Source organism: Neobacillus sp. DHD-1R (genome assembly GCF_057747995.1).
Genome location: NZ_CM173232.1, coordinates 5,136,714 through 5,158,669 on the forward strand (window position 1 = coordinate 5,136,714; position 21,956 = coordinate 5,158,669).

Here is a 21,956-nt window from a genome sequence, read left to right on the forward strand (position 1 = left end):
GTTGATGAATATCATACCACTATTAGCAGTAATTTGCAATAAAGACATGTTTGTTCTATCCAACTCGTCTTATTACGACATCAAAAAGTCATATACTTGAGAAAATAGGGCTTCTTTTTCCTCACAGTGGCAAATATGATGTTTCGATTGCTTAATAAAGGTCAGTTTTTTCTGTTTTGCACCTATGGTTTGAAATAGATATTCAGCACTTTTAGGCGGCACAATTCCATCACACTCCCCCTGCGCAATTAGGGTTGGCACTTCCACTTGAGGCAGCAGTGGTTTGATAGAGGAAACCAGTCTACGGAATTGGAATGTAGCCGCTAAAGGTGTCTCTGTTATTTTTCTTTTATATCGCTGAAATAATTCATTCTCTTGTAAGTTTCCTCGAAAGGAATCCAGCATTATTTTTTTGAAGTCCGCAGCCAGCTGGCCGGGGTTAATATAGTATGCAGCTGCACTCAAAAGTATAAGCTTGTCCACAGGATATCGGGCGGCAAGATAACTGGCAATAAGGCCGCCCATTGAAAAACCAATTACATATACCTCATCACAGCTTTCAGTGAGTTTTTTCAACTCAGCCTCGGCGAAATCAATCCATTGTTGATAATGAATTCCCTTTAAAGAGTCGAGTTCACCATGTCCCGGCAGAGTCGGTATACGTAACCGCCAATCTGTTCGTTCTCGCAAGTACTCTGCCAGCGGCGCTACTTCATAAGGTGCACCCGTAAAGCCATGAAGAAGTAAGCAGCCAATCATTCCATCCCTCACCTGCCCATATCCCTTGCTATTTTTGTAAAGCTGCGACGATTTCTTCTAATCTCATCCCGCGTGACGCCTTTACTAACACCAATGTCGTTTCGTCTACGTGATTTTTTAATTCTTTAATAAGCTTAGCTTTATCCGTAAAAGAAAATACGGTTGATTCCTCTAAAACGTTATGAGCACCTTTAGCAATAAATTCCCCTAATGCCCCGTATGTGAACAGATAATCAATTTTATCATTACATAGTCCTTCACCAATTTGAAGGTGGTATTGCTCCTCCTGCGGTCCAAGCTCCAGCATGTCACCCAGGACAAGAATTCTCCGCTTATAGCCTTGAAGATTGGACACCAATTCAATAGCTGCCATCATCGATGTAGGGCTGGCATTGTAGGCATCGTTAATAATCTTTTCCCCATGCTTACCTTCAACCAGTTCCATCCGCATATTGGTCAATTTAATATTCGCAAGTCCTTCGTTCATTTTTTCAAATGGAATCGAAAAATAATGAGCAATCTGCATCGAAGCTAAGGCATTTAATATGTTGTGCGTGCCGAGAACTGGAAGCTCGAAGACAGTATCAGATGTATTAATTTTAAAGGAGTTCCCTTGTTCGATTTGGGTAATATCGGTTGGGTAAAGATCATTGGTTTCATTTCTTCCAAAGGTTTTGATATTCACATTCCCTTTATATTGAAAGATCCGCTCCATAAGTAACGGTTCATCACCATGAAGGACTGCGAGTCCTCCATCCTGAAGACCTTGAAGAATTTCCAGCTTTGCCTCCGCTATTCCTTCCCGTGAGCCAAGATCAAGCAGATGGGATTCCCCAATATTGGTAATCACTACTGCATCTGGGCAGGCAAGTTTTGTTAAAAAGGCAATTTCGCCTCTTCCGCTCATTCCCATCTCAAGGACGGCAATTTGAGTGTCTTCCTTTAATCCTAAAACCGTTAAGGGAAGTCCAATATGATTGTTAAAATTCCCTTCTGTTTTTTGAACTTTATATTGCAAGGAGAGAAGCCCCGCTGTCATATCTTTGGTTGTTGTTTTTCCATTACTTCCCGTAATCCCAACCACTTTGACTGGTAACTCTTGGCGGTATTTCCGTGCTAACTCTTGGATGGCAACAAGACAGTCGTCTACAAGCAGGATTGGCAGATGTGTCGGCGGATTTGGAACATCCTTTTGCCATAGGGCAGCTGCAGCACCTTTTCGAATCGATTCCTCGACATATTTATGACCATCTACTCGCTCCCCTTTAAAAGGAACAAACAAATTACCTGCTTTTATTTTTCTGGAATCTATTGTTACTCCCTCGATCACCACATCAGCGAACGGGGTAATATCATTCATGACAGGAATCATTTCCGAGATTTGTTTCAAAGAACGTTTGATCAATTTGATCCCCTCCTTCTTTAAATTATAACAAAAATACGCCGCTACACGGTCGTATCCGCATTTCAAAACAGAAACGGACACGGCACTTCAGCCGTGTCTCCGTTGTTTAGTCTTTGAATTAAAAGGTGTATTTAATATTTTGTTTCTCCGCATGTCTTTCTTGCGCTAATTGGACGAGACGCTCAATTAATTGTGGATACTCTATACCGGTATGCTTCCATAAAAGCGGGAACATGCTAACCGGTGTAAAACCAGGCATCGTATTAACCTCATTGATTAACGCCTTTCCATCTTTTGTTAAAAAAAAGTCAGCTCGAACCAATCCGGAACAATCCAATGCTTTAAAGGAACGAATCGCCATTTCCTTTAACTCTTTATATTCCTCATCCGTTACATCAGCAGGAATAATCAGCGCCGTATCGCCATCCTCATATTTTGCTTTGTAATCATAAAAATCCTTTTTAGGAACAATTTCACCTGGTACCGAGCACTCAGGCTCGTCATTGCCAAGAACAGCAATTTCAATCTCACGGGCAACGACGCCTTCTTCAATAATAACTTTACGATCAAATTGGAATGCTTCCACAAATGCCGCTTCCAACTCTGCCCGATTCGAGCATTTACTAATCCCAACACTCGAGCCCAGGTTTGCCGGTTTCACAAAGCACGGATATCCAAGTTGAGTTTCTACCGCCGCATATGCCTCTTCCTTTGCCTGTGCCCATTCACTTTTAATAAAAGCAACATAGTTCACCTGTGCCAGCCCGGCTTGCGCAAACACATTCTTCATCATCACTTTATCCATTCCAGCGGCTGAAGCAAGAACGCCATTTCCTACATATGGCAAGTTGAGTAGTTCTAATAATCCCTGTACGGTACCATCTTCGCCATTTGGTCCATGAAGCAATGGAAAAATGACGTCAAGGGGTGCAGACTCTTGCTGCTCTGCTTGGAAAAGGGCAGGTGCCAGCGCTGGTGATGACACTGAACTTCCATTAGAAAATTCAAGCGCTTGAACATTTTCTACAGGCTCACTTAGCTGCGGCCCTTTAATCCACTGACCTTCAACATTTATGTAAATAGGATGAATTTCAAATTTTTCAAGGTCTAATGCCCGAATAACAGCGAGTGCTGTTTGTAAGGATACTTTATGCTCGGCGGATTTTCCCCCGTATAACAAACCTAATTTCGTTTTCATTGTAAAACCTCCATATTCTCTTTCACGGTTTTATTTTACCATTTATCTAATTAAGAAAGGAAATGTGCCGACGTGTTTTTTAATGTTTTTTCCTACTTCTTATTTTATGATTCGTACAGCTTGCTTCAAAACAATCTATCGTTATTTTGTCAATAAACTGATGTAAATCAGCCTTATTTTTCCTGTATGATAGATTTATCAGGAAAATGGGGGCCGCATGTATGTTGACGGGATCGTTACTATCGATATTATTACTAGGTTTTTTACTTGGAATCAAACACGCAATAGAGCCCGATCATGTAATCGCCGTTTCTACGATTGCAGGTGAATCCAAAAACATTAAACGGTCCATGTTCGCAGGCGTTTATTGGGGGATTGGACATACTGCTACACTTTTTATCGCAGGCATGTTCTTCATTCTGGCAAAAAACACGATTACCGATACAGTCGCGATGAGCCTTGAATTTGTTGTTGGAATCATGCTGGTGTCCCTTGGGTTTAACAGTGTCCTATCGATTACGAAACATCCTCACCCGCACTCCCATTCAGCAGCCCCTTCAGGAAAAAAACGACCACATATAAAGTCGTTTGTCATTGGATTGATTCATGGGCTGGCGGGAAGCGCAGCCATGGTACTGTTAACCATGAGTACGGTCTCAACCGTTTGGCAGGGCGCATTATACATCCTCATTTTCGGTTTAGGAACTGTAGTCGGCATGCTTTGCTTTTCTACAATTATTGGGATTCCCTTTGTGTTAACAACCGGAAAACAATGGAATCGCTACTTAAATAATCTGGCCGGAATTGTTAGCATATTATTCGGAATTTACTATATGTATAACTTAGGTATTAACGAAGGCCTTTTCACTCTGTGGTTTTCATAAAAATAGGATGCCCACAAGAGGATGATTAACAACAAAGGGCCAGACCCCACAACCTCACCATAGCGCTGAACTTCCTAATAAGCGGCTATAGATTGAGTGTTAAACGGGGGGTCAGACCCTTTTAAGACATCCTCCTTTTTGGGACATCCTGTTCATTTATGTTAAAGGACATTCAGTTTCCATTCTTTTGTTTTTTTATCAAAGGTCAATTTCGCATGGTAGGGTTTACGAGAAATTTGTTCATATTCTTCGTACATGTCATCCATATTATCAAAATCACCCATTACCCAAATAGGAATTTCAATGCGGTTGCGCTGGTGATCGGCATCTCTTAAGGAAATACAGATTCCCTCTTTAATAAACGGAGTTAGCGTAAGTAAAATTTCTTTATTTACCTGTGGATAGGCACGCTTTTTTCGTAATCCGAGAATGGATTTTTCCAGTTTTAGTTCCCCTAGCTTGCTGGCAACCACTTCACTTAATAAGTGGAAAAAATCCTTGAAGCTGCGGTAATAGATTTTATTATACCAGCCATCATCATGAGCCAAATAAACAAAACGGTTGCCTAATTTATTATAGAAAGGCAATTTTAAATGTTGTTTTTGGTGACCTAGGTACAATAGTTCAGCTAATTCCTGACCAGAAAGCTCGTTCAGTACTTCTTCTTCAATAAAATCAATCCAGCAGAAGTCTCCGTAACTATATACATCGTCAGCAGCTAGTTTACTAATTCTATCTTCCGGACAATATTCAAGCAGCGTATGCATATTAAAATCAGCATCATCAAAACGGTGCTTTAATAAAAGCAGATGATTTAATGAACCTGAAAAAGCAGCAGCAAATTCACTGAATTCGATACCGTACGACATTACATACTGGTCTTTTTGGTTTAAGTGAATATAGATGAGATCCTGTATGTCTTGATGATGCTTTTTCAAAGCCAAACTCCTCCGATCAACCACATTAAAATTATGTTCGCGGCCAGTTTCCATGAAACTTCCAATTTTCCTCAATAAATACTTCCTTATTTTATCAAACAATAGGTCAAATAGCATATTTCAATTCTTTTACAAAAAAATATCAGGAGTTACACATACTAGATTCAAGTCCTATTGACTAGTATTTGTTTTTAACACTTGTTTCAATTACTTAATTTAAGGGAAATTTGTCATAAACGCACCGTGGAAAGGAGCGTCTGGTAAGCATGATCAAAAATATGTCATTTGATGAAATTAGTCTTTATATTATTAAAACATTAAAGGAAAACAAACAGGTAGAATTTGAAGCGATTCTTGAGGAACTTCAGCCCTATGATATTGCTAAAATTTATGAAGATTTACCGGTAAAACATAAAAGCAAGTTTCTTTTATGTTTAAAATTTGATGTCCTTGCCGATCTAATGGAAGAGCTGGATAAAGAGGAACAACTCGATTTATTAAACATTCTTGGCATTGAAAAGTCAAGTAAGGTTTTGGATTTGATGGACAATGACGATCTGGCCTTGTTATTAAATGAATTGTCTCCAGAAAAAAAGGATTCTCTCCTTTCAGGGATGAAAGCAGAAGAGTCCAATGCTGTAAAAGGTATTATGAATTACCCGCCGGAAACCGCCGGCAGACTGATGACCAATCGGTTCGTTTGGATTCGGGATTACTACACGGTGAGAGAAGCAGTCGATAAGTTTAAAATATTCGCCGGGTTTGCCGAATCCATTAACTATCTGTATGTCACTGATGAAGCACGAAAGCTGGTTGGAGTGGTTTCATATCGTGACTTATTGCTAGCAGAGCCCGAAGAGGAAATTCGGACTATTATGTACGAACGAGTCATTTCCGTTACAGTCACCACTGATCAAGAGGTCGTGGCCCAAACGGTAGAACGTTATGACTTTTTAGCCATCCCTGTGGTTGATGAGAATAATGTCTTGGTCGGAATTGTGACCATTGACGACATCATCGACATTGTCATTAAAGAAGCAAATGAAGATATCGAAAAATTATCCGCATCGGGGAAATCCATTGATTTTGAAACAAAAACATTGGTGGCTGCGGCAAGACGGTTACCTTGGCTGATTTTACTTTTATTCATTGGCGTTATTTCAGGTAGAATCATCAGCAGTTTTGAGGATACGCTTAAACAAGTCGTCGCACTTGCCTTTTTTATGCCAATGATTGCGGGGATGACTGGAAATACCGGGACCCAATCGCTGGCCGTGGTCGTCAGAGGACTCATCTCAACCGATATTAACCGTGGCGTGATTACCCGGTTAATCATCAGGGAACTTGGCGTCGGCATTACCATCGGAATTACCTGTGCGCTCTTAATTGCGATTATCGCTTATATATGGCAAGGAAATTTAATACTTGGAGCCGTGGTCGGCTGCTCTCTATTTTTCACGCTCATCATCGGCACTCTGGCGGGAACCATTATTCCGATTATCCTGTACCATTTAAAGATTGATCCTGCTGTGGCATCTGGACCGTTGATTACAACCCTAAACGATATTTTTTCCTTGCTAACCTACTTTGGGATTGCCACCATGTTTTTAAACCACCTTATGTAAGCTGAAAAAGGGTACGAGTAATGGGGCCATTATCAAAGCAGAAAATTTATCTGAATAAAAACGAAACTTTTCAGTCGTAGAATCGTTATGTACAATAGGGAGCATTTATAAGAATTTTTTAAAAATGGGTGTAGCAATGGAAAAACACATAAAAAAAGCGGATCGTTTTGATTGGACGTTAACCCTATTATTATTTCTCTTTTTCCTCGTCAGCTGTGTGGCCATTTATAGTGCCCAAGCCTCAGGACAATATGGTGAAACGAATTTTTTAATGATGCAAATCTTTTGGTATCTGATTGGGGCCGCTATCATATCCATTTCCATCTTTATCGATGGTTATCAGTATAAGCGACTCTCCTGGTATTTATATGGCTTTGGTCTCCTCTTACTGCTAACCGTATACCTTGCACCTGAATCGATTGCTCCTGTAAGGAATGGGGCGAAAAGCTGGTTTGTGATTAGAGGAATCGGACAGATCCAGCCATCCGAATTTGTAAAAACCTTTTTAATCCTTGCATTAAGCCAGCTTATTACGAATCATCACGAAAAGTATCTAGAAAAAACATTAAAGACTGACATACTGTTACTGTTAAAATTAGGTCTTACTACAGCAGCGCCGCTAGGTTTGATTATGCTTCAGCCTGACCTTGGGACAGGATTGGTGATCCTATCCATTTTAACAGGTCTCATATTGATTTCCGGAATCTCATGGAAAATCATTATTCCGATTTATAGTGCAGGTGCATCCATTGCAGCCCTCATTTTTTACTTAGTCTTAATCAAACCGGAACTTCTTGAAAAGTACCTGCATGTTCAGACCTATCAGTTTAACCGAATATATGCCTGGCTAGATCCACACAATCATGCAGCAAGCTCAAGCTACCATTTGTTAAAGTCATTAAGTGCCATTGGTTCAGGACTTATTACAGGGAAGGGATTTGGTAATCGAGAGGTTTATATCCCTGAGGCACATACCGATTTTATTTTTAGCGTGATTGGAGAAGAGTATGGCTTTGTCGGCGGTAGTATTGTAATTGGCCTGTTTTTTCTGCTCATCTATCATTTAATTAAAACAGCATTAGAAACGAAAGACGCATTTAATACATACGTCTGTACAGGGATTATTAGTGTGATCACTTTTCATGTCTTTCAAAATGTTGGAATGACCATTCAGGTACTACCCATTACCGGCATTCCCCTCCCATTTATAAGCTATGGGGGCAGCTCCCTGATGGGCAATATGTTTGCGATGGGACTGGTATACAGCATTCACTACCACCATAAAACATATTTGTTTTCATCAGAGAATTCATTAAGTACGTAGTTAGATCAGTAACAACGTTCAATGCAAATCTAGAAGTACCATATTTATTTCAATAAAAGACAAACTAGAGTAAAATAAGAAAAGCGGAAGCGCCCGAAAATTTGATTAATCATACTATTATTTACATAAGTGAAGGTGAACTATGGCAGACTTTATTAACACCATTTTAGAATTTTTATCACAGTTAGGATATTTTGGAATTGCCCTTGGACTTATGATAGAAATTATCCCAAGTGAAATTGTTTTAGGCTATGGCGGTTATATGATTTCACAAGGACATCTCAATTTTGTCGGAGCGGTTATTGCCGGTACCATCGGAGGAACGATTGCTCAGCTCTTTATATACTGGGCAGGTTACTATGGCGGACGGCCATTTTTGGAGAAATACGGAAAGTATGTTCTTATTAATAAGCATCATATTGATGTTGCCGAACAATGGTTTGATAAATATGGCGCTGGTGTAATCTTTTCGGCAAGGTTTATCCCTGTTGTGAGACATGCCATTTCGATTCCTGCCGGGATTGCCAAAATGCCCTTTTCCAAATTTACTCTTTACACGGTAGCAGCTGTTTTACCATGGTCGGTTCTCTTCCTGTACCTAGGGAAGGTGTTAGGCAAAAATTGGGCACATGTAAAAGAATTTGCACAGCCGTATGTGCTGCCGCTCATAATTGCCGCTGTTGTGTTAGGAGCCATTTACTTTTTAATTAAAAAAACAAAGAAAACCACCGATTAATCTGTTAACTGATTCAGTTTAGATGTGCACACTCAAATAACAAAGTAAAACACACTGGATTTCGGATACGAAATCGCAGTGTGTTTTTTGTTACTATACCAAGGTTTCAGGCCTTTTTGGATCTTATCCACATCCGAATTCACTGGGTAATTCTAAGTGTTGGTAATAATTTATGGAGTGGTTGAGAATCTGATGTGAATTAGGTTGTTAAATTAATTGTGGAATTCCAAATTTTGATCTTGTTAAAAAAAAGGAGTTCAGGTCCTTTCAAGGTTCTAAACGACCGATCTCCTTTTGAAATCATTAAAACGGTCGCTTATCAAGTCTCTAAACGACCGAACCCCTTTTGAAATCATTAAAACGGTCGTTTATCAAGGTTCTAAACGACTGATCTCCTTTTGAAATCAACGATACGGTCGCTTATCAATCCAATTTCAGATTCCCAACAAAATGATACTGATCAGGAAAATTGAGCAGAGGAATAACTGAGAATCCTCTTTGATTTAACCAGAATTGAACACGTTTATTAATCTGTCGGTGGTTTTTTCATTCTATTGAACTTTGCTTGTGCCCAGGCATCCAGCTTTTTTACATGCCTTTTCCCAATGGTGAAGCCGTAAAGTAGGAGTAAGACAATAATTAAGGTAAACAAATCCACCTTTTTCGTTGCAATAAAATTAATTACCCCCATTAACACTTGGGGAATGACCCCAGTTAACGCAAATAAAATAGTCGCTATCCTAAACCATAATCTCGATTTCAGTCCATACCTAGCATATAGCAGAAAAAAAGTTGCGGACCAAGCCAATACTTCAAGGATCACTAAAATCATCCACTTGTTTTCAACTAAAAAATCCATTTCTCTTCCCCCTTTTCCACAAAAAAAGCCCAAAAGAAATATCGGTAAGTAACCGAACATTTCTCCCAGGCTTTTATCCTTCCGTGTATACAGAAAAACAAAGATTCACAATAACAAAGTAAGCTCTGTTTATTTCTGCACGTTTTCTCTCGGACCAGACTGACCTAAAGGCCACGGAACCCTAGAAAACCTTTTATTCATATATAGGTATATTACCATATTAGTGCTAATCTCAATACCCTATCAATTACTTTTTAAAATGATATGGCAGGGTGGCGACAATAACCCTCTTTTTAAAAATTAAATAGGTCCGAATCAATAAACTTGATTGGTTGTGCAAAATATTATGCCAACTCTTTTTTGTAATAAATTGTGGAATTAATACCGTAACCCGATAATTATTTTCACTAGCTTTGTGTTCGACGGTATCAATGAACTTCGATAACGGCTGGAGCACACTGCGGTAGTGCGATTGCAAGGTGACCAGCCGGACATCGGGCTGCCAGTTTTGCCATTTCTCTTCGAATCGCTTCTCATCTTCTCGATCAAAGGAAACATATACAGCATAAATTTGATCTGTTATTGATTTGGCATAGTTGATGGAGTTTTCAACTACCTTTGTAATCCCTGCAACCGGTACAATAATCACATTACCTTCAATTGGGATGGCCGGATGATCAGGATGGATCCGCAATTGTTCCCCCACCAACTCATAGTGGGAATTAATTCTCTGGAAGAAAATCACAATGACCGGTAAAAAGATGATCACAAACCATACCTGGTTAAACTTAGTGACAAAGAAAATTATTAACACCGTTAAGGTAATCAGGGCTCCGATTAAGTTGGCACTTAGCTTTGCAACCCAACCCGCCGGTTTTTCACGCAGCCATTTAATAATCATCCCGGTTTGCGAAAAGGTGAACGGAATAAATACCCCTACCGCATAAAGTGGGATTAGGTGTTCAGTTTGGCCTTGCGAAGCAATAATAAGAATAATAGAGGCTACACCTAAAGAAACAATTCCATTAGAATATCCAAGACGATCGCCACGAATCGTAAACATTCTTGGCATATACTTATCCTTTGCCAAGTTAAAAGCTAACAAAGGAAAAGCGGAGTAACCTGTATTAGCCGCTAAAACAAGAATAAGGGCCGTTGTTCCTTGAATAAAGAAATATAAATAATTGCGCCCAAATATTTCTTTCGCAATTTGGGAGACAACTGTCTCGTCATGCTTTGGTGCAATGCCATAATAATAAGCAAGATAAGTAATCCCAGTAAATAACACAGCCAAAAGTGAACCCATCAGAATTAATGTCTTTGCCGCATTCTTTGGCGCCGGGTCTTTAAAGTTAGGTATGGCATTTGATATAGCTTCTACACCTGTTAAGGCCGAACAACCTGAGGCAAATGCCCGGAGCAGCAAGAATAAGGTAATTCCCTGAACTGGTGCACCAATTGGAGCATGACTTACTGTAGGAGAAACATTCCCCGTTACTATTTTAAAGAGCCCAACACCTATTAAAATAAACAGAGCCAGAACAAACAAATAGACCGGATAGGCTAAAATAGTTGCTGATTCGGTTAAACCGCGCAGATTTAAAATGGTAATTAAGACTACTAGAATACAAGCAATAGAGACCGTATGAGCATGTAAAGATGGAAAGGCCGATGTAATCGCATCTGTACCGGCTGACACACTAACCGCCACCGTTAAGATGTAATCCACTAATAACGACCCACCCGCTATTAATCCTGCTTTCTCTCCAAGATTCTCTTTTGATACAAGATAGGCCCCTCCACCTTGTGGGTAAGAATAAATAATTTGTCGATAGGAAAGAATAAGTGCTGCCAGTAAAAATAACACTCCTACTGCAATCGGAACAGAATACCAAAAGGCAACCGCGCCTATTGTTGCCAAAACAATTAAAATTTGTTCAGTCCCATAAGCAACTGATGACAAGGCATCCGAAGAAAGTATCGCTAATGCCTTAAAAATATTTAATTTTTGTTCGCCTAATGCCGTTGATTTTAACGGACGGCCAATTAAAAATCTCTTAAAAGAAGAGAGCACTTGACTCACCCACCACATTCATTTGAAGTAGAAATACTGATTGATTTTATCACTCATTGCATGCAATATGAAGTGTTTTCTTTTTGACAGCTTTCCCTTTATTTTGCCCTAGATTGCAGGATTATGAGTAAAGCTCCCATTTTATAAAAACAAAAAAGTATGGAGGTTATTGTCTCCATACTTTTGCCCATTTCTTAAATAACAGTAATCAGTATCCATTGACTCAATGATGGGTGCGCCGTACTAACCCGGTCTTTATATGAAAATTAATTCGCAGCTGCTGCTTCATTGACACGTTTCATGGCCTGTATCTGTCCTAAATGAAGTGACTCATGAAAAATAGCAAAGTTAGCTAGTTCTCCATAGGTTTCTTGACCGAGGAATGGAACTTTCAACTTTTCGCCAAAGCTCTCAGCTGGAATTTCTTTAATTCTTTTGAGTTGGTCCTCTAATTGTACAGTCAATTCCTGAACAGACGGAACCTCACCTTGCCAGTCAGCGGGTTTGCTACCTGTAGCAAACAACGTCATATAGTTTGCCGGTAAACTGGTCGACTTTTTGGGAAAGCCAAACATAAATTGCTCCGCAACCGTTAGCACATGCCCTATATGCCAGTGAATCGTGTTGTTAAAGCCCTGTGGCTGCACATCCACAATCGTCTCATCTAGTCCAGCCGCGAAATTCAATAATCTTCCTCTTGTTAACTCGAAGCTTTTAAACAATAGCTCACTCATTTTCTCTTTCCTCCCTCTCGTTTACCTCGTTCTATTTTATACCATAATCAGGTAAATATTAACCAAAATATCTTACATTTCCATTGGTGCTTCAATCCCTAACAAGCGCAAGCCCTCTTGAAGAACAACTGTCACTGAGTAAACCAGGGCTAAACGCGCCTTTTGCTCGTCGCTCTCCTCAAGAATCTTTACTTCGGCATAATATTTATTAAAGGCTTGAGCAAGGTCAATAATGTATTTAGCCACTTGAGATGGATCATAATTTTCACACGCTCTTTTAATTGCAGGTGCAAAATCCATTAACAGGCTCGCTACCTTCCATTCTTTATCCCAGGAATTTGGATAGGATGTGTCATGTTCATCCGCCTGCCAGTTGGCTTTTCGTAAAATTGAACAGGCCCGGGCATAGGTGTATTGGACATATGGTCCTGTCTCTCCTTCAAAGCGGAGCATCTCCTCCAACGAAAATTCAATATCATTCATCCGATTGTTCTTTAAGTCATGGAAAATGACCGCTCCAACCCCAACTCGTTTGGACACTTCATCTTTGTTGACAAGGTTTGGATTCTTTTCCTCAATATTGTGTCTTGCCATTGCGATAGACTCATTTAACACTTCTTCAAGTAACACAACTTTGCCTTTACGTGTCGACATCTTTTTGCCTTCTTTTAGCATGAGGCCGAATGGGATATGCACCATTTTATCTGCCCATTTATAACCCATTTTTCCTAACACCGCCATTAACTGTTTGAAATGAAGGCTCTGTTCATGACCGACCACATATAAGGACTGGACAAAGTTGTAGTTTTCTTTGCGATAAAGAGCCGCTGCTAAATCACGTGTCGCATACAGTGTTGCCCCGTCAGACTTCTTAATAAGGCATGGCGGCAGCTGTTCCTCAGGTAACTCAACAACCATGGCCTTGTCAGACTCTACCAGTAACTGTTTTTCCTCTAGAAGTTGGACAATGCGGTCCATTTTGTCATTATAAAAGGCTTCCCCGGCATACGAGTCAAATTGAACATTCATTAACTCATAAATTCTAGAGAACTCTTTTAAAGATTCATCACGGAACCATTGCCACAAATGTAAGGCTTCTTCGTCACCATCTTCTAATTTTTTAAACCAGCCACGCCCTTGATCTTCCAATGCTGGCTCCGTTTCTGCCACTTCATGAAATTTAATATAAAGGGCCAATAACTCTTTAATCGGGTTTTGTTTTACCTTTTCCTCATCGCCCCATAATTTATAAGCCGTTATCAGCTTCCCAAACTGTGTGCCCCAGTCACCAAGATGGTTAATCTTAATCGGTTTATAGCCGCACTTTTCTGTGATAAGAGCTAAGGAATTCCCAATGACCGTGGAACGCAAATGCCCCATCGAGAAAGGTTTGGCAATATTCGGTGACGACATGTCAATCGTGACATTTCCGCCTTGACCGAAGACCAGATCAGCAAAATGACCCTTTTGGGAAACCACTTCATTGACAAGCTTTTCAGAAACAAGCTTCTTATTTAAAAATATATTTAAGTACGCCCCTACCACTTCAATTTGTTCAAATAGCGGCTTTTGAATTTTTTGACTTAGTTCTTGGGCAATTAGATTGGGGGATTTTCTTTTTACCTTGGCTAATGTAAAGCACGGAAAGGCTAAATCCCCGTGTTCACTATTTTTTGGTTTTTCAATCATGTGTTCCAGTTCTACCATTGAAATTTCCTGGTCAAGCAGCTCAAATAGAACCGTTGCCAACTCCTTCTTAACATTCATATTGAATGACCTCCTTTGTTTAAAAAGCCCTTTTTCAAATAAACACAAAAAACTCCCGTCTCTATTTAAAGAGACGAGAGTTTGATTATCCCGCGGTACCACTCTAATTGTTCAAAAAGAACCAGCTTTTCCTTTATAACGGAGTATTCTCCGGCATTCCCTACTACTTTCGGGCTTGCATCTCAAAAGTGCGCTTCATTATCCGCTCCTTATCAGGCTCACACCCTCCCTGACTCGCTTGAACTCGCAAGATAACTACTCTCTTTCTCATTGACTTTTTCCGACTTGATTATCAGTTATTATACTGGAAAGATAAGGATTTATCCAGTCATTGCTGATTATTTTTTTCATTAGGGGAATCCTAACATAAAGGAGGGATTTTTTATGTCTAGAAGAAATAAAATACTCGTCCCTGAAGCTCGCAGTGGGTTAGATGCCCTTAAAGCCAGGGTCGTTCAGTCACAATCCCCTGAGAATGCAAAATTTGAAGCTGCCGAAGAGGTCGGTGTTCCTTTAAAAAAAGGGTACAATGGACAGCTTACATCCGAACAAGCAGGGAAAGTCGGCGGCCGGCTCGGCGGCAGCATGGTCCGCGAGCTTGTCAAAATGGCACAGGAAAACCTAAGTAAAAGACAGTAATTTTCGGGGACCTATTTGAGGTCCCTTCTTTATTGTTTTAAGCCTTTTAATAAAAATACTTTCATTATTTCGGCAATTTGCTCTGAGCTCAATGGTTCATGATTTCTTTCCCAGTCTGATACAAGGGCGATATACATTTTTAATAAGAGAAAGCTGGTGACTTCGGTATCGGCCGCTGGTATTGCTCCTTTGGCAATCGCTAATTCAATCTTTTGTTTTAAATAAGCAATAATTTCATTCTCCACATGCTGCAGCATTTCGGATACCGCAAGTGTCCCCATTTCTGTTTCTTCTTGAACGAGTTTAATCATAAGCACGTGCTGTGAACGGAATTCTAAGATACGGGTAAGTGCGCGATGAACATTTACCGTAAACGCTGCATCCGGCTGGATGACCGCCTCTGCCTCAGCTATCATTTCCTTCACGAGTGTTGAAATGATTTCTTCAAATAATTCTTCTTTATTTTTAAAAAAAGTATAAATGGTACCTTTTCCAACATTGGCCAGCCTTGCTACTTGATCCATGGTGGTGGCTTTGTAGCCAAATAACGAAAAGGATTTTGTTGCCGCCTCGATAATCATCTTTCTTCTGTCGGGTGCCATAGTTGTGGACAACCCCCCTTAATGACTAATTTAGTTCTACAGTCATATTTATACGGTTTTACTATAGCATAGCTTTTATGTAGTTTCAAATTAATTGGGAATTTACAGCATCCATTGAAATTTTTCCTATTATGTTCTTTAAAAGTGCATACCAATCCCTCTAATTGGAAAAATATACACAGCTATATAAAGGGGTGCCTTCATAATGGTTCGTTTTCGGAAACGAAAAAAGTTACTTGATATAAAAACAGCGATCCCTCTTCCTACTGAAAATAATCATGAACAACTCAGTAAGGATCTTTCAACAAACGAGCAACTATTAAAGGACATTTTTCAAAATTGCTTTGATTTTGTCATTCGCCCAATAAATATAGAAGGCAAGCCTAAAATACTGCTGATTTATTTAGATGGGTTAACGGACACAAAAACACTTGAAAATGTCCTATTAAAACCGATGTTGTTTGAGGGAATACCGAGCGGGCTAGGTAAATGTCGTACGATTGGGCAAGTAATCGAGGAGCAGCTGATTGCCATCACCCCCATTAAAACTGTTTCACAGATAAACGAATTGGTTAATGGGGTCTTAAAGGCGGATGTCGGTATTTTAATTGAAGGGCAGACAGACGCTTTACTTGCCAGTTTGGCTGGATTTGAAAAGCGGAGTGTGGAAGAGCCCACGGCAGAAATCACCATACGTGGTCCCAGAGACGGGTTTACTGAATCAATTGTGACAAATACCACCCTTCTACGCAGGAGAATTCGCAGTACCAGACTGAAATTTGAGCCCCTCTCCCTTGGTGAGCTGTCGCAAACAGATGTTGTGATTGCTTATATAGAAGGAATTGCCCTTGATCCTCTTTTGGCGGAGGTTCGTAAGCGGTTAAGTAGCATTCAAATTGACGCGATACTAGAATCAGAATATATCGAAGAGTTTATTGAGGACATGCCGTATTCTCCGTTCCCGCAAATTCAAAATACCGAAAGGCCCGATATCGTCATTGCTAACTTGCTGGAAGGGAAGGTGGCTATACTAGTCGATAACACTCCCTTTGCTCTCCTTGTACCCATGACATTTTGGAATGGCATGCAGGCCGTTGAAGATTATTATGAACGGCCTATCTATACCAGCTTCATTCGGTTTGTTCGTTATGTATTGTTTAATATGGCTCTCTTTTTACCATCTATCTATGTCGCCCTGACAACCTATCATCCAAAATTGATTCCGACTAAACTTTTGATTAGTGTAGCGGCTGCCCGGGAAGGTGTCCCGTTTCCTACTATCATTGAAGCATTGGTTATGGAATTTGTGTTTGAAGGACTGAGGGAAGCAGGAATTAGACTGCCAAAAGCTGTCGGTTCAGCCGTCAGTATTGTCGGGGCACTTGTCGTCGGCCAGGCTGCTGTTCAAGCAGGCATCGTTTCTGCTCCGACGGTCATTGTGGTGGCCACAACTGGAATTGCCTCGTTTGCGATTCCGCGTTACAACCTGGGAACTGCACTCCGACTTATAAGGTTCGCCATGCTAATATTATCTGGCATCTTTGGTTTTTACGGTATTACCCTCGGTTTTATTACGCTGACGATCCATCTGGTTAATCTTCGTTCTTTTGGGGTTCCGTATTTTACTCCAGTAGCCCCTCAGATTCCCCGGGATTTAAAGGATGTATTAATCAGGTCACCCCGATGGGCTTTACAGACTGGACCAATCTTTACATTTGGCAAGGATAAAAAGCGAATTCCTCCCGGTCAAAAGCCAGATCCCCAAAAAGGAGGCAGAGATGATTGAAGAAAATCATTGTTCGTTTAGGATTATGTTTTTCCCTCGTTTTTATCTCTGGCTGCTGGGATCGTAAGGAATTAAATGAACAGGCCATTTGGCTTGCTTCAGGCTGGGATGTTGCTAAAAATGGCGGCATAGAAGTCAGCGGACAGATTGTCATTCCCTCTAACATTCAGACCCAAGGCGGTGGGGGTGGAACGGCGCAAAAGGGCTTTTTTACCATTTCTTCGATTGGGAAAGATCTAAGTGATGCCTTGCAAAACATCCAGACAAAACTTCCAAGGGAGGCTTTTTCTGGACAGCGGCGCGTTATTATATTCGGAGAACAATTTGCCAGACGGGGACTTAAAAAAGAATTAGACAACAATCAACGGCGTGCCGAGGTTAGTTTGAGAACGGATGTTTTTGTGATTAAGGGTTCTACAGCAAAGAAAGCCCTTTCTGTAGGCAATCCATTAGAAAAACCACCCATTACTGCCGCATTAGGTGAACATGAACAAAGTGGCGGCAGAGGGAACACGGCTTATTTAAATTTCCTCATGGCCGCTACCAGTGACGGTTTTCGCCCTTCTATTCCTGTTCTTGAATTCAGTAGTTCTCAAGATGGCGTAAAAAAAGGGAAAGAAACTTCAGCTAATCCCCAGCTACTTCAGATTGCTGGTGTTGCTGTATTTGATAAAAACCTCAAAATGCAAGGAATTTTGAGTATGGAAGAAAACAGACATATGCTTTGGGTGATAGGAATTCTTAAAAAATTAACCATTGGTGTTAAAAAAAAGGATATCCTCGCCAGCCTCACCTTAGACAAACTCAGCAGTAAAATCGAACCAAATATAAGTAAAGATCAGCAGATTACATTCACTGTCACCCTAAAAGGGGAAGGGTCCCTGAAGGAAAATAATTCAGGATTGGACGTTAGGTATCCAAATAATCTGAAGCGGCTTGAAAAGGAATTTGAAAAAATTTCTCAAAAAAAAGTTCAACAAATGATTACAAAAGTACAAAAAGAATACGGAATTGATATCTTTGGATTTGGAGAAGTGATCCACCGAAAGAATCCTAACCAGTGGAAATCATTGAAGCATGATTGGGACAAGAAATTTTCAGAGGCGGACATTATAGTGAAAACAGACTTAAGGATAAAAGAGATTGGAATGGATGGACCCTCGTTATTGTTTAAAGAAAGTGAGATAAAAAGATGAAACTTTCAGGGCTGCAAATTTTTTGGTTAATGTTTACTTTCGAAACGGGAAATATGATCCTGCTTACCCTTTCCCCAACCTTTCAAGAGGCAAAACAAGATGCTTGGATTTCCTATGGCCTTGCCGGCGTTTTGGGGATGCTGATTGTTTATGTTTCATCAAAGGCAGCCCTGCTGTATCCCGGCAAAACACTAGTTGAATACAGTAAACTTATTTTTGGTAAGTGGCTCGGAATGTTCATTGTGATTGTTTATCTTATTCAATGGTATACGGTAATTGGCGATATTTTAAGAGAATTCGCAGAGTTCACGATTACCATCCTTCTACCCACCACACCAATGTGGGTTTTGGTTTTAACCATGCTGTTGTTACTGATTTATATAACTTACAGCGGTGGAATTGAAGGAATTGGACGATGCAGCGAAGTGTTTGGTCCCATCATCCTTCTATCCGTGTTTATTTTGTTGATTTTATCCGTGTCAGTTTTCAATTACAAGAATTTTCTTCCTGTTTTTTCAGATAACGGCTTCGTGCCGATCCTTAAAGGGACTCTCCCTCCTCTTTCCTTTTTGGGGGAGTCTGTCATGATGTTGATGCTGCTCTCATTTATGGATCAGCCGAACAAGGGTCCAAAAAGAGCGGTTTTAGGAATTGCCGCAGCCTCCTGTTTAGTTAGTACCGTCGCTATTTGGGTATTGCTGATTTTGGGCCCAGAAATCGCCTCGAAGCTGCGTCACCCTGCTTTTGATGCAGTCAGCTATGTTACCGTCATGGATTTTATTCAAAACTTAGAAATTCTTGCGGTTCTAGTCTGGATCCTTAGTATTTTTATCAAGTTATCGCTTTACTTCTTTTTAGCCAACTATGGCACAGCACAATTGTTCCATATAAAAAACTGGCGGAAATTGATCTGGTTTACTTCGGCATTTTTTTTCTTTTTAGCCGTCATTTTTCCAAATCCTACGTATACCTATATCTTTGATAATACCTATTGGATCTATTTTGCCCTGCCTGTCAATATGGTGGGTATCCCATTTTTACTATGGTTTGTAGGAAGCTTACGCAAAAAATTTCAGGCAAATCCTTAACATACGGGGGAACTTGCCATTTATCTATTTTTAAAGATTAACAAAATATTCATTGTTTAAGGGCCTTTTTGAGGGGGTTTTTTTATAAAATGGATTTGGTAGCAATTAAATCAGAAAGGTTGTGGCATATGGTTATAAAACCTCTTAGGAAGCCTGCCAAGCTAATTCTCCAGGGCTATTTGAACATGAGGATGGATTTATCTAGAGACGACAAGCAGAAATATTTAAATCTAAAAAAGGGCTATGAAGGTGAGTTGATATTTAACTCATTGACAGACAAGCTTGAATGCGATTGTTTGATATTAAACGGGTTATTGTTTGAAGTCAACAATACAAGATTTCAAATTGATTCATTTATCATTTCACAACCAACTACTTACATGAACGAAGTTAAAAACTTCGAGGGCGATTTCTATTATGAGAATGGGAGGTTCTTTTCCTCAAATGGCATTGAACGAAAGGATCCATTGCTCCAGTTAAACAGAAGTGCTTCCCTGCTCCGGCAACTACTCCAAAATCTCGGTCTTTATATGCCTATTGAGGCAAGGGTGGTCCATATTAATCCACATTTTTCCTTATACCAAGCCCCTCGTAACTCACCTATTACACTTCCAACACAAGTTGATCGTGATTTAAATAAAATAAACACTACCCCTTCAAAACTAAATGGAAAGCACGAAAAGCTTGCTAAGAAGTTACTTTCACTCCATATCGAAGAATCTCCTTATGAAGGATTACCCTCATATAATTATGACCAGCTACGAAAGGGTATCACTTGTGAGATCTGTAACACCTTTTCAATTTTTGTTCTTGGTATGTATTGTGTTTGTGGCAATTGCGGTCACAAAGAAGGGGTTGAAGCTGCAGTATTGCGAAATGTGAGTGAGTATAAGCTTCTTTTTCCAAATCGGAAAATTACTACAAATGACATTTATGATTGGTGTAGGGTAGTTGATTCTAAAAAGAGAATAAGCAGGATATTAGGGAAGAATTTTAAGATTGTCGGGGTTGGTCAATGGGCCTTTTACGAGTAAAAAGGGGGTTGTATTAAAGGGTCTATTTTAGGAGTAAATATTTTAAAAGAATAAAGTTGAGGACATTTCCTCTGCTTTTTTGAAGTTTTGTCCTCAAGAGGCCTGATTATAGACAGTTTGCTAGGTTTCCTGACCGTTTTTGTCTTTAAGAGAGCTGATTAAAGACAGTTTGCTATTTTCCTTAAGCAGTTTTGTCCTCAAGAGGCCTCTTTGAAGACAGTTTGCTAGGACTCTTGACCGCTTTTGTCTTTAAGAGAGCCGATTAAAGACAGTTTGCTAGGTTTCTTGACCGCTTTTGTCTTTAAGAGCGCTGATTAAAGACAGTTTGCTATTTTCCTTAAGCAGTTTTGTCCTCAAGAAGCCTTTTCAAAGACAGTTTGCTAGGTTTCTTGACCGCTTTTGTCTTTAAGATAGCTGATTAAAAATTTCAACGTTCTTTCCCATAAAAAAATCCCTCCACCAAGTGAAAGGATCCCTCAAAAATACCCATTAACTTTTTTCCACCCGATGAACCTCTTCATAAGGCTGTACAACAACAAAGCCATCACCCTCAAATCTCATTTGAATAGATTCACCGCTGCCTCTTCCGAATAATGTCTTTAAACTTATATCCGTTTGAAACTCTGGCCGAAGGTTACCAGACCAAGCCACAGTGGCATTCGGATCCGTGATAACGGGCTTCCCAGGGGTAACTCTTAGTGTCAGCGGCTCATAATGGGTAGTAATGGCAATCATACCGGTTCCTTCGCAGCGGACATTGAATAAGCCGCCCGCCATCATCCCGGCAATTTTCTTCATTAATTTTATCTGCCATTTAATACTCGGTTCAAATGCTAGCAAATCATTGCCATTCACATAGATGGATTCATTTCGCAGATTCAAAATAATGATTTTTTTACCCTCATCCGCAAGATACAGTTTCCCTTGGCCGTTAGCTTTCATTAATGAAGCACCTTCACCCGTAATTGCCTTTTTAAAAGCAGTCCCTAACCCATGCTCTAAGATTCCTTCGCGTTCAAATTTAATAGCACCATGATAGGCGACCATTGATCCTGCTTTGGCCCATACTTTACCATCAAGGTTTACCTCAAGCATGCGGGGAGTTTCTAATTCAAAAAAGCCTTCTCCCTTATCCTCTTGCTCAGTTTGCTTAATAAATTCTTCAATTGAGTACCTGCTCATTAGGCACACCGCCCTTTCCTTCCTTATCTACGAACAACATACAATTAGGTTTCGTTTTACGGTTTAGCATTAATCGTCCAAGATAGCCCAAACATTAACAAAGAAAAATAAAAACACACCGCTCAT

Annotated in this window: 19 protein-coding genes, 1 riboswitch and 1 other annotated feature; of the genes, 9 read left to right on the top strand and 10 right to left on the bottom strand. The window is 40.0% G+C overall.

What is annotated here, in order from left to right; translation table 11 throughout:
- Positions 1–72: 72 nt before the first annotated feature.
- The 3 genes from AC3ANL_RS25285 to AC3ANL_RS25295 all read right to left on the bottom strand — a co-directional run bounded on the left by AC3ANL_RS25285 (position 73) and on the right by AC3ANL_RS25295 (position 3,362).
- On the bottom strand, positions 73–759 hold the full coding sequence (locus tag AC3ANL_RS25285; RefSeq protein ID WP_488327037.1) for an alpha/beta hydrolase: 687 nt from the start codon (positions 757–759) through the stop codon (positions 73–75).
- 28 nt (positions 760–787) lie between these two features.
- Positions 788–2,164, bottom strand: coding sequence for a UDP-N-acetylmuramoyl-tripeptide--D-alanyl-D-alanine ligase (locus AC3ANL_RS25290; protein WP_488327038.1), 1,377 nt, complete (start codon positions 2,162–2,164; stop codon positions 788–790).
- Between the two features lie 118 nt (positions 2,165–2,282).
- Entirely contained in the window at positions 2,283–3,362 is a 1,080-nt protein-coding gene (locus AC3ANL_RS25295; protein WP_488327039.1) for a D-alanine--D-alanine ligase, read from the bottom strand.
- 224 nt (positions 3,363–3,586) lie between these two features.
- Between AC3ANL_RS25295 and AC3ANL_RS25300 the strand changes: the two genes are divergently transcribed.
- Positions 3,587–4,246: a sulfite exporter TauE/SafE family protein gene (locus tag AC3ANL_RS25300; RefSeq protein ID WP_488329835.1), complete on the top strand. Its 660-nt coding sequence runs from the start codon at positions 3,587–3,589 to the stop codon at positions 4,244–4,246.
- A gap of 161 nt (positions 4,247–4,407) precedes the next feature.
- Here AC3ANL_RS25300 and AC3ANL_RS25305 read toward each other — a convergent pair whose 3' ends face one another.
- Positions 4,408–5,184 (bottom strand): hypothetical protein, encoded by a 777-nt coding sequence (locus AC3ANL_RS25305; RefSeq protein WP_488327040.1) that lies wholly within the window; start codon positions 5,182–5,184, stop codon positions 4,408–4,410.
- 266 nt (positions 5,185–5,450) lie between these two features.
- Here AC3ANL_RS25305 and mgtE point away from each other — a divergent pair, with 266 nt between their 5' ends.
- The 3 genes from mgtE to uptA all read left to right on the top strand — a co-directional run bounded on the left by mgtE (position 5,451) and on the right by uptA (position 8,869).
- Positions 5,451–6,809: a magnesium transporter gene (gene mgtE / locus AC3ANL_RS25310; protein WP_488327041.1), complete on the top strand. Its 1,359-nt coding sequence runs from the start codon at positions 5,451–5,453 to the stop codon at positions 6,807–6,809.
- 136 nt (positions 6,810–6,945) lie between these two features.
- A complete protein-coding gene (locus AC3ANL_RS25315; RefSeq protein WP_488327042.1) occupies positions 6,946–8,133 on the top strand; it encodes an FtsW/RodA/SpoVE family cell cycle protein in 1,188 nt (395 codons plus the stop codon).
- A gap of 142 nt (positions 8,134–8,275) precedes the next feature.
- Complete coding sequence (gene uptA, locus AC3ANL_RS25320) at positions 8,276–8,869, top strand: undecaprenyl phosphate transporter UptA (protein ID WP_488327043.1); 594 nt, start codon at positions 8,276–8,278, stop codon at positions 8,867–8,869.
- Between the two features lie 526 nt (positions 8,870–9,395).
- On the opposite strand, the gene AC3ANL_RS25325 is transcribed toward uptA, so the two are convergent.
- The 4 genes from AC3ANL_RS25325 to argS all read right to left on the bottom strand — a co-directional run bounded on the left by AC3ANL_RS25325 (position 9,396) and on the right by argS (position 14,303).
- The gene (locus AC3ANL_RS25325) at positions 9,396–9,728 is read right to left on the bottom strand and encodes a hypothetical protein (RefSeq protein ID WP_488327044.1); all 333 of its coding nucleotides are present in this window, start codon (positions 9,726–9,728) and stop codon (positions 9,396–9,398) included.
- Positions 9,729–9,788: 60 nt separating this feature from the next.
- Positions 9,789–9,924, bottom strand: a riboswitch (guanidine-I (ykkC/yxkD leader).
- 51 nt (positions 9,925–9,975) lie between these two features.
- Positions 9,976–11,802: an APC family permease gene (locus tag AC3ANL_RS25330; RefSeq protein WP_488329836.1), complete on the bottom strand. Its 1,827-nt coding sequence runs from the start codon at positions 11,800–11,802 to the stop codon at positions 9,976–9,978.
- A 266-nt stretch (positions 11,803–12,068) separates the two neighbouring features.
- Complete coding sequence (locus AC3ANL_RS25335; protein ID WP_488327045.1) at positions 12,069–12,536, bottom strand: DinB family protein; 468 nt, start codon at positions 12,534–12,536, stop codon at positions 12,069–12,071.
- A gap of 72 nt (positions 12,537–12,608) precedes the next feature.
- Positions 12,609–14,303 (bottom strand): arginine--tRNA ligase, encoded by a 1,695-nt coding sequence (gene argS, locus AC3ANL_RS25340; RefSeq protein ID WP_488327046.1) that lies wholly within the window; start codon positions 14,301–14,303, stop codon positions 12,609–12,611.
- 66 nt (positions 14,304–14,369) lie between these two features.
- Positions 14,370–14,583, bottom strand: a binding site (T-box leader).
- A 104-nt stretch (positions 14,584–14,687) separates the two neighbouring features.
- Here argS and AC3ANL_RS25345 point away from each other — a divergent pair.
- Positions 14,688–14,942, top strand: coding sequence for an alpha/beta-type small acid-soluble spore protein (locus tag AC3ANL_RS25345; RefSeq protein ID WP_488327047.1), 255 nt, complete (start codon positions 14,688–14,690; stop codon positions 14,940–14,942).
- A gap of 29 nt (positions 14,943–14,971) precedes the next feature.
- Here AC3ANL_RS25345 and AC3ANL_RS25350 read toward each other — a convergent pair whose 3' ends face one another.
- Entirely contained in the window at positions 14,972–15,544 is a 573-nt protein-coding gene (locus AC3ANL_RS25350) for a TetR/AcrR family transcriptional regulator (protein ID WP_488327048.1), read from the bottom strand.
- 205 nt (positions 15,545–15,749) lie between these two features.
- Here AC3ANL_RS25350 and AC3ANL_RS25355 point away from each other — a divergent pair, with 205 nt between their 5' ends.
- The 4 genes from AC3ANL_RS25355 (at position 15,750) to AC3ANL_RS25370 (ending at position 20,648) form a co-directional block, all read left to right on the top strand.
- Positions 15,750–17,330, top strand: a complete 1,581-nt coding sequence (locus AC3ANL_RS25355) for a spore germination protein (protein ID WP_488327049.1) — start codon at positions 15,750–15,752, stop codon at positions 17,328–17,330.
- Positions 17,327–18,526: a Ger(x)C family spore germination protein gene (locus AC3ANL_RS25360; RefSeq protein WP_488327050.1), complete on the top strand. Its 1,200-nt coding sequence runs from the start codon at positions 17,327–17,329 to the stop codon at positions 18,524–18,526. The genes AC3ANL_RS25355 and AC3ANL_RS25360 overlap by 4 nt, the downstream gene beginning before the upstream one ends.
- Complete coding sequence (locus AC3ANL_RS25365; protein ID WP_488327051.1) at positions 18,523–19,614, top strand: GerAB/ArcD/ProY family transporter; 1,092 nt, start codon at positions 18,523–18,525, stop codon at positions 19,612–19,614. Before AC3ANL_RS25360 ends, AC3ANL_RS25365 begins: the two co-directional genes overlap by 4 nt.
- An 89-nt stretch (positions 19,615–19,703) precedes the next feature.
- Positions 19,704–20,648 (top strand): nuclease-related domain-containing protein, encoded by a 945-nt coding sequence (locus tag AC3ANL_RS25370; protein ID WP_488327052.1) that lies wholly within the window; start codon positions 19,704–19,706, stop codon positions 20,646–20,648.
- A gap of 489 nt (positions 20,649–21,137) precedes the next feature.
- Here the strand turns inward: AC3ANL_RS25370 and AC3ANL_RS25375 are convergent, their stop codons facing one another.
- Positions 21,138–21,830 carry an AIM24 family protein gene (locus AC3ANL_RS25375; RefSeq protein ID WP_488327053.1) on the bottom strand — a complete coding sequence of 231 codons (693 nt, stop codon included), beginning with the start codon at positions 21,828–21,830 and terminating at the stop codon, positions 21,138–21,140.
- Positions 21,831–21,956 lie beyond the last annotated feature (126 nt).